General features: G+C 40.1%; 11 protein-coding genes. 8 read left to right on the top strand and 3 right to left on the bottom strand.

The genetic code is table 11. The features are described 5' to 3' along the window. The first annotated feature begins 219 nt into the window (after positions 1-219). The 8 genes from L1994_RS01205 (at position 220) to L1994_RS01170 (ending at position 9,163) form a co-directional block, all read left to right on the top strand. Positions 220-405: a hypothetical protein gene (locus tag L1994_RS01205; RefSeq protein ID WP_278099881.1), complete on the top strand. Its 186-nt coding sequence runs from the start codon at positions 220-222 to the stop codon at positions 403-405. Then, the gene (locus L1994_RS01200) at positions 402-1,604 is read left to right on the top strand and encodes a molybdopterin molybdotransferase MoeA (RefSeq protein ID WP_278099880.1); all 1,203 of its coding nucleotides are present in this window, start codon (positions 402-404) and stop codon (positions 1,602-1,604) included. The genes L1994_RS01205 and L1994_RS01200 overlap by 4 nt, the downstream gene beginning before the upstream one ends. Then, positions 1,601-3,451 (top strand): molybdopterin biosynthesis protein, encoded by a 1,851-nt coding sequence (locus L1994_RS01195; RefSeq protein ID WP_341275820.1) that lies wholly within the window; start codon positions 1,601-1,603, stop codon positions 3,449-3,451. Before L1994_RS01200 ends, L1994_RS01195 begins: the two co-directional genes overlap by 4 nt. A 504-nt stretch (positions 3,452-3,955) precedes the next feature. Continuing rightward, on the top strand, positions 3,956-4,339 hold the full coding sequence (locus tag L1994_RS01190) for a molybdopterin dinucleotide binding domain-containing protein (RefSeq protein WP_278099878.1): 384 nt from the start codon (positions 3,956-3,958) through the stop codon (positions 4,337-4,339). Then, the gene (locus tag L1994_RS01185; RefSeq protein ID WP_278099877.1) at positions 4,336-5,628 is read left to right on the top strand and encodes a formylmethanofuran dehydrogenase subunit B; all 1,293 of its coding nucleotides are present in this window, start codon (positions 4,336-4,338) and stop codon (positions 5,626-5,628) included. The genes L1994_RS01190 and L1994_RS01185 overlap by 4 nt, the downstream gene beginning before the upstream one ends. After that, positions 5,621-7,324 (top strand): formylmethanofuran dehydrogenase subunit A, encoded by a 1,704-nt coding sequence (locus L1994_RS01180; RefSeq protein ID WP_278099876.1) that lies wholly within the window; start codon positions 5,621-5,623, stop codon positions 7,322-7,324. The genes L1994_RS01185 and L1994_RS01180 overlap by 8 nt, the downstream gene beginning before the upstream one ends. Beyond that, positions 7,321-8,106, top strand: coding sequence for a formylmethanofuran dehydrogenase subunit C (locus L1994_RS01175; RefSeq protein ID WP_278099875.1), 786 nt, complete (start codon positions 7,321-7,323; stop codon positions 8,104-8,106). The genes L1994_RS01180 and L1994_RS01175 overlap by 4 nt, the downstream gene beginning before the upstream one ends. Positions 8,107-8,260: 154 nt before the next feature. After that, positions 8,261-9,163 (top strand): DDE-type integrase/transposase/recombinase, encoded by a 903-nt coding sequence (locus L1994_RS01170; RefSeq protein WP_278100859.1) that lies wholly within the window; start codon positions 8,261-8,263, stop codon positions 9,161-9,163. Positions 9,164-9,225: 62 nt separating this feature from the next. On the opposite strand, the gene L1994_RS01165 is transcribed toward L1994_RS01170, so the two are convergent. Genes L1994_RS01165 through L1994_RS01155 form a run of 3 tightly spaced genes read right to left on the bottom strand, consistent with a single transcriptional unit; the run spans position 9,226 to position 13,075 of the window. Then, on the bottom strand, positions 9,226-10,026 hold the full coding sequence (locus L1994_RS01165; protein WP_278099874.1) for a formylmethanofuran dehydrogenase subunit C: 801 nt from the start codon (positions 10,024-10,026) through the stop codon (positions 9,226-9,228). 17 nt (positions 10,027-10,043) lie between these two features. Continuing rightward, positions 10,044-11,756 carry a formylmethanofuran dehydrogenase subunit A gene (locus L1994_RS01160; protein ID WP_278099873.1) on the bottom strand — a complete coding sequence of 571 codons (1,713 nt, stop codon included), beginning with the start codon at positions 11,754-11,756 and terminating at the stop codon, positions 10,044-10,046. A gap of 5 nt (positions 11,757-11,761) precedes the next feature. Beyond that, positions 11,762-13,075, bottom strand: a complete 1,314-nt coding sequence (locus L1994_RS01155; RefSeq protein ID WP_278099872.1) for a formylmethanofuran dehydrogenase subunit B — start codon at positions 13,073-13,075, stop codon at positions 11,762-11,764. Position 13,076: the final 1 nt, after the last annotated feature.

Genomic DNA, 13,076 nt, shown 5'->3' with positions numbered 1-13,076 from the left:
TATACTTTTATTGTTTTATGTGTGAGGGTTTTGTGTGATGAAAAACGCTCATCATGTGCGTTTTAAATGAAAGTTAATTCACAACTTACATGAAACTGTTTGCATGAAAAAAATTCTCACGCACGTTTTCATTGCAAATCTTACATTCATATTTACATTGCTGAAAAGTTGAAGCAAAATCATAAACACTTTTTATATTTTAGAAACAATCATACAAGTATGAATTCCAAATCAGATATGACACTGGAAGAGATTTTCGCAGAAGAAGGAATAACAAATGAAATTTACTGCGAAAAAGCATTTGAAATCGCAGAAAAATACGGCCTTAAAAAATTAGACATAACAAGACACTGCAACAAAAACAACGTCAAAATCAGGAAATGCCAGCTGGGTTGCTTTAAATGAGTATTTTCCTCTCATTAAAATCAGTACAGGAAGCTAAAGAGGCAATATATTCAATCGCAAAAGCGGCTGAAAAAGAAACAGTAGCTTTAAAGAATTTAAACGGGAGGATTCTCGCCGAAGATATAATCTCAAACGAGAATATCCCGGGATTTACACGCTCAACAGTTGATGGCTACGCAGTTGTCTCCAAAGATACTGTCGGCGCAGGAGAATCAGTTCCTGCAATGCTTGATTATACAGGAAGAGTTGAGATGGGAACACTTTCTGATATCAGCATAAAAACAGGGCAGTGTGCATATGTCCCCACAGGAGGAAATGTACCCAATGGTGCAGACGCGGTCGCAATGATTGAATACTGTGAACAAATAGAAGATGATGTTTTAGTCTACCGCCCGCTTGCAACCGGAGAAAATGTTGTCTTTGCCGATGAGGATTTTGCAGAGGGAAAAAAAATTATTCCTGCAAAAACTATCCTTCGCCCCCAGGAATGCGGTGTTTTAGCCGCACTTGGGATTGTGGAAGCAGAAGTATTTAAAAAACCATTAATTGGTATTATTTCAACAGGAAACGAGCTGGTTGAAATATCAAAAAAGCCTCCATTTGGAAAGGTCAGAGATGTAAACACAACTCTATGCTCATCATTTGTGGAAAATGAAGGGTGTATTCCAAAAGTTTATGGAATTATTCCGGATGAAAAAAATGAACTTTATACTGCAATCAAAAAAGCCGCAGACGAGTGTGATGCAGTTTTAATCTCAGGAGGAAGCTCAAAGGATGCAAGAGACAACACATCAATGATAATTGAGAGTCTTGGAGAACTTCTGATTCACGGAATCTCAATATCGCCAGGCAAACCTACAATAATTGGAACTGTAGGCAATAAACCTGTAATCGGTCTTCCCGGGCATCCATCATCAGCATTTGTAATACTCTCCTTTTTAGTATCCGAACTTCTTTGTGCAATGCAGGGAATAAGAAAAGAATACAGAACAACAATAGCACAACTGACCGAAAACATCCCCTCTGCAGAGGGGAGGGAGGACTATGTCAGGGTTGTTTTCAAAGATGGTTATGCAAAGCCTTTATACAGCAAATCCGGACTTTTAAGCACTCTTGCAGATAGTAAAGGCATCGTGAAAATCCCTGCCGGTCAGGAAGGACTTGAAGCCGGAGAAGAAGTGGAAGTGATCTTTTGGTGAGAAGATACCTTAAAATGAAAAGCCTTGATGAGGCTTTAATAATTCTAAATAATATTTCAGATTTTAAAACTTCAACAAAAATTGCAAAGATAACAGATGCATGTGGAAAAATTACTGCAGAAGCTGTTTTTTCCAAATATTCTGTACCAATGATACACTTATCTGCAATGGACGGATTTGCCGTTAAAAGCACAGATACGCTCTTTGCAATGGAGTCAAACCCTGTTTTTATCAAAGACTCAAAACGGGTTAATACAGGAAATGTTGTTCCTCCTGAATATGACTGTGTAATCATGGTTGAAGATACATGGGAAGAAAATGAAGGATTTATCATAAGAAAACCTGCCACAAAATGGCAAAACATTCGTCCTGTAGGTGAAGACATAGGAGAATCTGAAATGATTCTTTCTTCAAACCACAAAATAAGGCCAAATGACATAGGTGCACTTGCAAGTTACGGGGTAACAGAAATTTCTGTCAAAAACCTTTCTGCCGGAATAATTCCGACAGGCACCGAACTAAAAGAGCCAGGGAATAATTTAGAGCCCGGTGCCGTTATCGACAGCAACACCATAATGGCAGGTGCAATGCTTACTGAGGCAGGAGTTTCATCCACAAGATGTCCAATAATTCCTGACGACAGAGACAAAATCAGAGATGCATTAAACAGGGCAGTATCTGAAAATGATTTCGTTCTCATCTCTGCAGGCTCATCTGCAGGAACAAAAGACTATACTGCATCCATAATAGAGGAACTGGGCGAAGTCTTTGTCCACGGCATTGGAATAAAGCCCGGAAAGCCTGCAATTATTGGAAGAATAGATAAAAAACCTGTGATAGGCCTGCCGGGATACCCGCTTGCATCACTCACAATAATGAGAGAAATTGTGTATCCAATGATAAGGTTGTATGGATTTGAAACACCTTACATGCACAAAATTGACATTGAACTTGCATCATCCCTGACATCACCCATAGGAACTGATGAATTTGTAATGATGTCAGTTGGAAAAGTTGGAGACAGATTTGTAGGAATTGCCCAGTCGCGTGGTTCAGGTGTTCAGATGAGTGCAGTTCGTGCAAACGCAATTCTTAGAATTTCAAAAGAAGAAGAAGGAATTGTGGCAGGAAAAACAACACAGGCCTCACTTATCGTTCAAAAATCCCGGGTTGAAAACTCTCTCTTAATTGTCGGCAGTCACGACCCCTGTATTGATTATTTAACAGACATGGCATCTATTAATAATATTGATATCCACTCTGCACATGTTGGAAGCATGGGCGGCATTCTTGCTCTTAAAAAGAAAACCTGCCATGTAGCACCAATGCACCTTCTATCCGATGACGGCGGATATAACATATCTTACATAAAAAAATACCTGCCCGACAAAGACATTTCTTTATTATGTGTTGCAGAAAGAGAGCAGGGAATTGCATCAAAAACAGGAATAAGTCTTCAAAATCTTGCTGATCATTCATTCATAAACCGACAGAAAGGCTCAGGAACAAGAATACTGCTTGATTATATGCTCAAAAAAGAAGGAATTGATTCCTCATCAATCAAAGGATATGATTTAGAGAGGACAACACATCTTGATGTTTCTCTCGCAGTCAAAAATGACGAGGCTGATTCCGGAATGTGTATTTATAGCGCCGCAAAACTGCTTGGACTTGAATTTGTACCGGTAATCAAAGAAAGATACGAGATTGCATTTTATGATGAAATGGCAGATGATAAAAGAATAAAAACATTAATTGAAAGTATAAATTCTGACTTATTCAAATCAAAACTTAACAAAACCGGCGGATATGATACAGCACACACAGGTGAGATGCGAAAAGTATAACAACAAAACAGACTTAACCGGATTAATTTCGCACCTGCGCAACAATTTATAAAAAATAATTTTTTAAAAACATTGATACCGCAATTACCACTCCACAATTATACCTCCCCATAGTTATGCCCTGGCCGGCTATGCTTTTTCTGACCTGCAATACTGCTTTAAATGATGAATTTTACTGATTTAAATTATGGGATAAAAAAATAAACTTATAAGACACTATTGTCAGAAAACAAAAATTAATTAGCAACACAAAGGAAAAGGCAGGCGAAATCTCAGGAGAATCCAATAGCACCGGATGAAATGCTTTTTGAACTAAAAGAAATAAAAAAATAAAAGAAATATTGAAGAACAGACTTTAATCATCCGAAATAGTAAACAGCATAACCCGCTTTTTTAATGTAAAATCACAAACCATTAATTAAATGAGACGACAAGTAATTTTAATTAGGGATCTCATTAACATGATAATTTTTTGTTATCATTTCCCAAAAGGAAGATATCCAAATGAAATTTGAGATGATAACCGGCAGAACAATCAGGCAGGGTGAATTTGTTGAACATAAACTATCAGCAGAATATTCAAAAGAAACTTCATCATGCCACATTAATCCAGTTGATATGATGATATTAGGCATCAGCAATGATGACAATGTTCTTTTAAAAAGCACACATGACGAAATTGTCATGAGTGCAGTTGAAGATTCAAATATAAAGCGTGGAACAATCTTTGTTCCCTATGGCCCATACTGTAACAAAATAATTCCTTATGAAACACATGGAACAGGAATGCCTGATTATAAATCATCAGTTGTCGAGATAACCCATACAGACAAACAAATTTCACCGGTTTTTGATCTCTTCAGGGAAATTGGAGGGCAGGAAATATGATGAAAAAAAATGTTATCTGCCCTTTCTGCGGATGTCTGTGTGATGATCTTGGAATTACAATTGAAGATGGAAAAATAACAGGAGTTGACAATGGCTGTTCACTTGCAAAAGCCAAATTTTTAAGGAAAGAAAGACTGCAAAGTCCGGTAATTAGGAGGGGAAATGAAACAATACAGACAGGATATGAAGAAGCCGTTACTTATGCAGCTGAAATTTTAAATAATGCACAAAGACCTCTTTTTTTCGGTTGGAGCGGAACACAGGGAGAAGCTCAGGCAAAAGGTGTTCATCTCTGCATGCTTCTTGGCGGTGTTATTGACAATACATCATCCCTCTGCCACGGGCCCTCAATTATGGGAATTCAGGAGGTGGGACATCCGGGATGCACACTTGGCCAGGTTAAAAACCGGGCTGATCTTATTATCTACTGGGGATGCAACCCTCTTGAAAGTCATCCAAGACATATGAGCCGTTACACCACATATGCGGACGGATTCTTTTTAAAAAATGCATTCAGGGAAAGAAAACTGATAGTTGTTGATGTAAGAAAGACGATGTCATCCGATATCGCCGATGAGTTCATTCAAATAGAACAAGGCGGGGATTATGCAGTTTTGTCAGCTCTAAGAGCAATGGTCAGAGGAGAAGATGAAATCATTCCCGACATGGTGTCAGGGGTCTCCAAATCACAACTCAAAAGAATTGTTGAAATGTGTAAAGGGGCAAAGTTTGGAGCTTTATTCTTCGGTCTTGGCCTTACAATGAGCAGACACAAATACAAGAATATCAGAAATGCCGTTGAATTAACAGAAGAGCTTTCACGGCACACAAAATTCACAATCAGCCCTATGCGTGGACACTGGAATGTTTACGGGGCAAACGAAGTATTCACATGGATGACAGGGTATCCCTATGCAGTTGATTTTGCAAAAGGAATACCATTCTATAACCCCGGAGAGACAACAGCGGCCGACATCCTTTTTAGAAAAGAATGTGACGCATTAATGATTGTATCAAGTGATCCGGCGGCACATATGCCAAAAAAATGTGTAGAGCACATGGCAAACATTCCTGTAATTCATATTGACCCCCATAAAAACTGCACATCATTCTTCAGCGACATTCAGATTCCTGTTGCAATAACAGGAATAGAAGCGTCAGGGACTGCCTATCGTATGGATGGTGTTCCATTAAGAACTAAAAAAATAATTGAGACTGATTTTCCAACCGATACTGACATAATAAGCAGGATATATGAAAAAATTCAGGAGATGAGAAACAGTGTCTGAACTGCTTGTAAAAAATGCCTATGTCATCGACCCGATTAATGACATAAAAGGCGAGATCATGGATATCGCAATCAGAGACAAAATGATTGTCGAATCTGTCGGAAGTTCAGCTGAGGTCGTTGATGCAAAAGGCTGTCTTACACTTCCGGGGGGGGTAGATTCCCACACACATATCTGCGGTACAAAAGTGAATTTCGGCAGATATATGAGTCCTGAAGATATGCGGGCAGGACGCGGCCGGGCACAGCCTTATATGTATCCCGTTTCTGGATACAGTGTCCCGACTGTTTATGCAAATACATACAGATACAGTGCTCTTGGTTATACAACAGTACTTGAAGGTGCAATGGCACCACTTGAAGCAAGGCACACTCATGAAGAATTTTTCTTTACATCTCTTCAGGACACAATGGCAAACACCCTCTTTGACGGAAACTGGTCAGTAATGGAGGCTGTTGCTGATAAAGACCTAAAACGTGTTGCGGCAGTTGTCGGCTGGACACTTGCGGCCGTAAAAGGATTTGGTGTTAAAGTTACAAATCCCGGCGGGACAGAGATGTGGGGCTGGGGAAAGGATGTCGGGTGCATCCATCAGAAAATTGACCACTTCGGAATCACACCTGCTGAAATAATCGATTATCTGATACAGGCAAACGAACTTTTAAATCTTCCACATTCTGTTCATCTTCACTGTAACAATCTTGGAAAACCCGGCAACTACAAATGCACTCTTGAGACAATGCAGAGAACTCCTGATTTAAATGACAAGCGCCAGACGCTTTACATGACGCATGTACAGTTTCACTCATACGGTGGAACAAAATGGAGCGATTTCTGCTCAAAATCAGACGATGTTGCTTGGATGCTGAACAGAAAACCACAGATTGCAATTGATATGGGTCAGGTCATGTTTGGAAAGACAACAACAATGACTGCTGATGGTCCAATGGAATTTAACCTGTTCAGGTTATACAACAATAAATGGAGTAATCATGACGTTGAGCTTGAAACAGGCTCAGGTATTATTCCTGTACTTTATTCAAGGAAAAATCTTGTAAATTCCATCATGTGGTCTATCGGGCTTGAACTAGCTCTTATGGCTAAAAACCCCTGGCAATGTATGCTTGCAACAGACAATCCAAACGGTGCGCCATTTGTCAAATATCCTGAAATTATTGCACTTTTGATGAGTAGCAGATACAGAAATGAAGAATTTTCAAAGGTTCATCCGAATACAGAAAACAGAGTTCACCTCCCGTCACTTGACAGAGAAATGGACTTTTATGAAATTGCTGTGATGACCAGAGCCGCACAGGCAAAAGCTCTTGGAATAACAGGAATTGGAAAGGGACATCTTGGCGAAGGTGCATACGGCGATATTGCAATATATCCGATAAAAACTGATGATATTGACCCGGCAGCAGAATATGAAAAAATTATCAAAGGATTTTCCTCAACAGACTATACAATAAAAAGCGGAAGAGTAATTTCAAGAGATGGGAATTGCCTCTTAAACGGAAACAACAGGACAATCTGGGTGAAACCAAAAATTCCTGATGAATATGACATGTCAAAAGACCCTGAATTCATAAAGAAATTCGAGCGCTATTATTCTGTCTCAATGGAAAATTACCCTGTTGAAGAGGCATACTTGAATCAGCGTAATATCTGCATTGAAACGGAGACGAAATTATGAAAATTGAGCTGACTCTTAAACCCAGAAAAAATCCATTTATTCCGGTTGAAGCTGAAGCCATAACACCTGTCACCTTTCTTGAAAAAGAAGCAGAGGAGATAAAGATATGGGGTGGAAACAGGGAAAAGAATATTTCGGAAATTTTTGAAGTTAAAACATCAGGTAAAGCAGATTCTGAAAAAGATGTTGAAATTGAAATTAATGGTAACTGTTTTTTTGTGAAGCGTGTCGGCGAATACATGAAGGATGGAAAAATTACTGTCAACGGAAATATCGGAATGCACTGCGGAAATTTCATGAGCGGCGGTGTTATTGAAATCAGCGGGAATTCCGATTCATGGCTTGGCCGTGAGATGAAAGGCGGTGAGATTATATGCAGGAGAAATACCGGCCATTATTGCGGCTCAGGATACAGAGGAGAAAAAACAGGTATTCTTGGGGGAAAAATTACAGTTGAAGGTAATGCAGGTGATTTCATAGGAGAGTTCATGGCAGGAGGAGAAATTATCTGTAAAGGCAGTGCAGGCAGTATGCCAGGTGCCGAAATGCTAAAAGGAGGATTAACCATATATGGCAATACCGATACACCCTGTGCAAACATGAGAGGAGGAACATGCTATATTTTAGGAGAGGCAAAAGATATTCTTCCGACTTTTAAAAAGACAGAATCTGTATTTAACCCTGATTTCAAAAAAGAGTTCATAGTCTACGAAGGAGATTATGCAAACAGAAGCCATAAAGGCAAAATATTTGTTGCAAAACAGGACCGAAAAACTAAATAATACCTAAATATTCTTTTTTTCCAGTTGATACTTCACCCAGTATTTACCATACTCACATTCTGATTTCTTAAAATATCATTATCAAAAAAGTTTTTGCATTAGTTACGTCAGTATGGTATCCCGAAATAATTTGACACCAGATTTATATATTGATGTGGGCAAATTATCCGAACGAGATATACGTGGGATCATTCGTCAATGGAAAAAAGGGAAACCTGTCAGGGAACTTGCAGAATATCATAGCGTAACCAGACAAAGAATTTATCAAATTATCAGCTCTTACGAGAAAACAGGACAATATCCATATCCAAAAACTCCTGGAAGAAAACCAGGAGAAATTCCCTATGAGATTGAAAATCTCATTCTTTCATATCATGACAAATATTCTGTTGGTCCCTGTCATTTAGAGAACAAGATTGAAAAGGAGACTAAAATCCATATTCCCCATAACACAATCTATAGAGTTCTCCTGAATCATGGAAGGGTTGAGATTTGTATGAAAAAACGTCGTCAGAGAAAATGGGTTAGATATGAGAGAGAACATTCAATGTCTCTATGGCAGGGTGACTGGAAACTGGTTAAATTGAATAATAATGATTACTGGTTAGTTGCATTTATTGATGATTCTTCCCGTCTGGTCACCTGTTATGGAGTATTTGACAGGCCAACAACAATGAATGCCATCAAAGTTCTTGAAACAGGATTTGAGCAATATGGAATTCCAAGAGAAATTTTAACAGATAATGGAACACAGTTTGTCTCTGCAAGAAATTCTGAAACAGCAGATCATAATTTTAAGAAATTCCTTGAATTTCACGGCATTAAACAGATTAGAGCCATAGTTCATCATTCTCAGACAAATGGAAAGAGAGAGAGATTCTTTGGTGAAGTTGAAGGAAGAGTTGAAAAATTTGGCTCTATAGATGCTGTAGTTAGTTGGCATAATGAATTAAAGCCTCATAGCAGTCTGGATTATGATCAGCCTGCAAACGTCTTCTTCTACAGACTTCCTCCTGAAAGAATTATGAACTATGCACAGAGGTGGATGTATGCGTAAGGTTAATATATGTAAAATGAATTCGGGATACTACAAAGATAAAAAACATCAAAAAAAAAGATTTATTGTTTTATGTATAACTGACCGTAAACTACCTGTCCTTTTGATTTTGGATGTCTCTCGCCGAGATCACCCTCAAAGCGCTTAAAGGTAGCCTTGGTGCCATCTACTTCCAGATCGACATTATCGCGGTGCACAAATCCGGGCATCATGACATCAATGGTTCCAAATACAATTATTTCTCCCTTCACCATCTGTCCGCCGACTTTGCTCTTCAGATTGCCTTTAACAACAATCTTTCCGCCTTCCTGGTGAGTTCCTACATGGACATCTGTGTTTCCGCCGATGATAATTTCACCGCCACGCATGAATGTTCCAACGTCTGAACCTGCATCGCCGTCTACACGAAGAATGCCGCCTTGCATTCCACGCCAGTCACCACGGTATGCTGCACCAAGATAGTTGCCTGCATTGCCTGTAACATGAAGTTCTCCTCCGGTCATACCAAGTCCGGTGAAATGACCCGCATTTCCTTTAACGAGAATTTTTCCGCCTGCCATGAAAGCACCTGCATACATATCCATGTTGCTTTCGACAACAACCTCTCCGGCTGTCATCTTTGTGCCAATCCATTTTACGCGTTCAAGATTGCCTTTAACAATAATCTTAGTATCTGCAGCTGTCTCTCCGGCTGATCCTGCAACTGTGAAGAAATCTCCAAGTTTATGAATTGCATTTCCCTCATAAACATTGAGCGCCATTATGTCATCGGCTGATTTTCCTGCAAATACATCAGGGGTGATATTGTCTGCTTCAAGATAAAGTTCCGGCTGCTTTTTAATGGTTAATTCTACTTTGTTCATTTATTTAACCTCCAAAATTATACAGCTTTTACCTCAATCTCATACGGGTTTGGCATATAATGATGCTCTTTTACCTCGTAGTTGTTCTGTGTAACAGTGTAGTACTTCTTAAAGCGCTCTGTTACATCACGCTCAACCTGAGATGTAAGCTCCATTCCCGGGTTGACCCAGAATGTGCGCTTGTTACCATTGCTGATTATCTCTCCTTCGTTGATGATGAGCTCTCCTCTCTTTATGAAGTATCTTGCATTGCCAAATGCCTGCTCGATCTTTTCAGGGTCGTCATCAGTTTCAGGGTTGTACGCATAAACAGACACGTCTCCTTCCATACCAGGTTTGAGTGAACCAAACATGCTGGAAAGACCAAGACATTTTGAAGCTCCTACACGTGTCATCAGTGCAATCTCATAAAGTGAAAGTTCACGATCAATTTCACCAATGTAACACTGTGAGCGTACTGAGTCCCCGTATTTGCAGTCATCCAGGATCTGTTCACGTGCTTTAGAGCTCATAAGCCATTTAATTACACGCGGATAGCGCTGAATAGGACCTGCATTTGGTGCATCTGTTGTAACATAACACTTTGTCATGTCCTTACAATATAATGCAAGTTCAAGACCTATTGCCCACTGCGCAACACCAATAAATGAGTTTGGGTTGTAAATGAACGGAACAATACCAGCGGCTGTTTCCAGCTCAACATCCTTGTTTGCCCATTTCAGGTTGTTCATATGTGAAAGATGATACTCAAATGGACCATCAGCAGTCATTGTTGTGGTCTCATCAAGTGTGACCTGACCCATATCAAATGTCAGATTATCTGTTGTGTTGACGTAGTCCATTACTTCTTTTGATTTTGACTCAAAAGACTTTGATGCATATGATTCGCCACCGTATGAATGGAACTGCAGGTGTGTATGGTGCAGAACCTGATCACGGCCAAAGTCATTATCTGCTTTAATTCCCTCAGCACACTTCAATGATTCAATTGTGATCTGGTAATTTCCAGGCTCACCCAGTGAATTTGAATGAAGGTGCATTGAATGCGGAAGTCTGAGATACTCATTTGCCTCAATTAAGCCTCTTATGATCTCTTTAGGAGTTACATCAAAGTATGGAACAGGATCATTAGGTGTGATACAGTTCATACCCCATCCCCATGCTTCAGTTCCGCCAGGGTTGACGCACTTTATACCATATCCTTTTGTCACACGAAGGAGCCATGCAATATAACTTGCAGTGTTCTCAATTTCGTGATTCTTGAGATACTCCATTACAAACCAGTTGTTTCCAAGAACAGGAAGAGCACCCTCATCAATAATTGGTGTGTCTCTTATCTCCTCATGAACATGTCTTGCATAAAGAGGAGGCATTGCTGCTTCCATTGCAAAGCCGTAACCCATCTTTGCAAATGTGTAGCCGGACGAAAAAGTAGTCGGTACGGAAAAACCAGACTCCATACGTTTTACGCCTTTCTTTGCAGTGTAATAATTGAGTTTGTCTTCCGGACGGAAATTTCTTCCAACATTAACCTTAGGACCTGCTGAATGGGAGTGAACATCAACTGCGCCTGCCATTACAACCATGCCGGAGGCATCAATTGTCTTGGGGCTTTTTACTTCAGAAGCATCTACAATCTTACCGTTCTTTACGGCAACATCCATCTTTTCACAGTTGACACCAAGTGACGGGTCAACAACAAATCCGTTTTTAATAATATAATCAGCCATGGATATCACACTCCCTTGATCTTCTGAAGGCGTTCAAGAACCATTTTCAAAAACTCCTCATCTGTAATCATTCCTTCAGGAGCGTCAACCACTTTCTTTGTCTCAATAGGAACACTGTCCATTCTATATGCACAGCCGCCTACCTCAACGCCGACAAAAGCTACAGGAACGTGAAGATCTGCAACAACTGTTGTCGGGGTAATATGCGGATCAACACAGACACATGGAATCTCGTTCATCTTCTTTACAGATCCGAACGGGAAGTGTGCACCAGGATCACTTCCAATAATGAATGCTGAGTCAAGCTCTCCTCTAACCAGCAGGTCATTGGAAGAAGACTCACCCGGATTATAACGTGCAAAACCTCTTGAAAGATCTACACAGAAAGGGAACCCGAACTGCCATCCCCATACCTCTCCGGAGCCGGTAACATTGTAATGGCCACGCATTGGCATAATGCAGAACTTTGTGTATTCATTAAGGTCACGTGTTACCTGAATTGCAATATCAATGTTATGATTCTTTGAGAGAGTCTGTGTTACACCCATTCCAAAGAAAATTACACCAAATCTTGCGACCTTCATCTTTTCTGCAACTTCGTAGATCTTCTCTTTGGGTATTCCTGCAACAAAGTCTGGTAAAACCTCGCCGCGGAAGGCAACACGAAGTGCACTTAAAAGTTCGTAATCTCTTCCCTGCTCAACTTTAAGATGGATATCTGCAAGACTTGCAGAGTCTGTGTCTCTTGGATCAACTACAACAAGGGTTCTTCCTCTGTGTCCTTTTGCTGTGAAAAAACCACGCGGATACATTGAATATCTGCTCATGTGTCTTGGATGTGCATGCGCAGGGTTTCCTCCCCAGTAGATAATCATATCAGCACGGTTTTTTACCTCACCTAAAGTACAGCTTGGTACACCGACATCCTGTACAGCAATTAAAGTTGTACCGTGACATACTGTCGCAGTGTTGTCCATCTGTGCGCCAATAAGTTCTCCAATTGTTGAACCAACACTCTGGGCTTCACAGTTTGTTGAACTCCACCCGTACATAAGAGGCTTTTTTGAGTTTGCAAGCATATTTGCTGTAAAATCAGCGGCCTCTTCATAGGATACGTCCCTCCATGAACCATCCTCATTTCTCATACGCGGCTTTGTCAAACGATCTTCTGCCTGGGAATGGAGGAATTTCATGGCACCGATTGCACACGCATTGCTTACGTCAATAAGTTTCTTGCCGTCATCTGATACAGTGACTTCAAGATCATCACAAAGCGTGCCGCAAAACGGACATACCACATCGGTTATTATTTTTGACATA

The organism is Methanomicrobium antiquum (genome assembly GCF_029633915.1).
GTDB classification, from domain to species: domain Archaea; phylum Halobacteriota; class Methanomicrobia; order Methanomicrobiales; family Methanomicrobiaceae; genus Methanomicrobium; species Methanomicrobium antiquum.
The sequence above is the reverse complement of the archived record's forward strand: the minus strand, read 5'-3'. Positions and strand labels throughout refer to the sequence as shown.

What these genes read in the sequence shown, in the direction of transcription:
- L1994_RS01160 (WP_278099873.1), bottom strand. Translation starts at nt 11,756, where the DNA reads ATGGCTGATTATATTATTAAAAACGGATTTGTTGTTGACCCGTCACTT.
- L1994_RS01200 (WP_278099880.1), top strand. Translation starts at nt 402, where the DNA reads ATGAGTATTTTCCTCTCATTAAAATCAGTACAGGAAGCTAAAGAGGCA.
- L1994_RS01155 (WP_278099872.1), bottom strand. Translation starts at nt 13,075, where the DNA reads ATGTCAAAAATAATAACCGATGTGGTATGTCCGTTTTGCGGCACGCTT.
- L1994_RS01165 (WP_278099874.1), bottom strand. Translation starts at nt 10,026, where the DNA reads ATGAACAAAGTAGAATTAACCATTAAAAAGCAGCCGGAACTTTATCTT.
- L1994_RS01175 (WP_278099875.1), top strand. Translation starts at nt 7,321, where the DNA reads ATGAAAATTGAGCTGACTCTTAAACCCAGAAAAAATCCATTTATTCCG.
- L1994_RS01190 (WP_278099878.1), top strand. Translation starts at nt 3,956, where the DNA reads ATGAAATTTGAGATGATAACCGGCAGAACAATCAGGCAGGGTGAATTT.
- L1994_RS01185 (WP_278099877.1), top strand. Translation starts at nt 4,336, where the DNA reads ATGATGAAAAAAAATGTTATCTGCCCTTTCTGCGGATGTCTGTGTGAT.
- L1994_RS01205 (WP_278099881.1), top strand. Translation starts at nt 220, where the DNA reads ATGAATTCCAAATCAGATATGACACTGGAAGAGATTTTCGCAGAAGAA.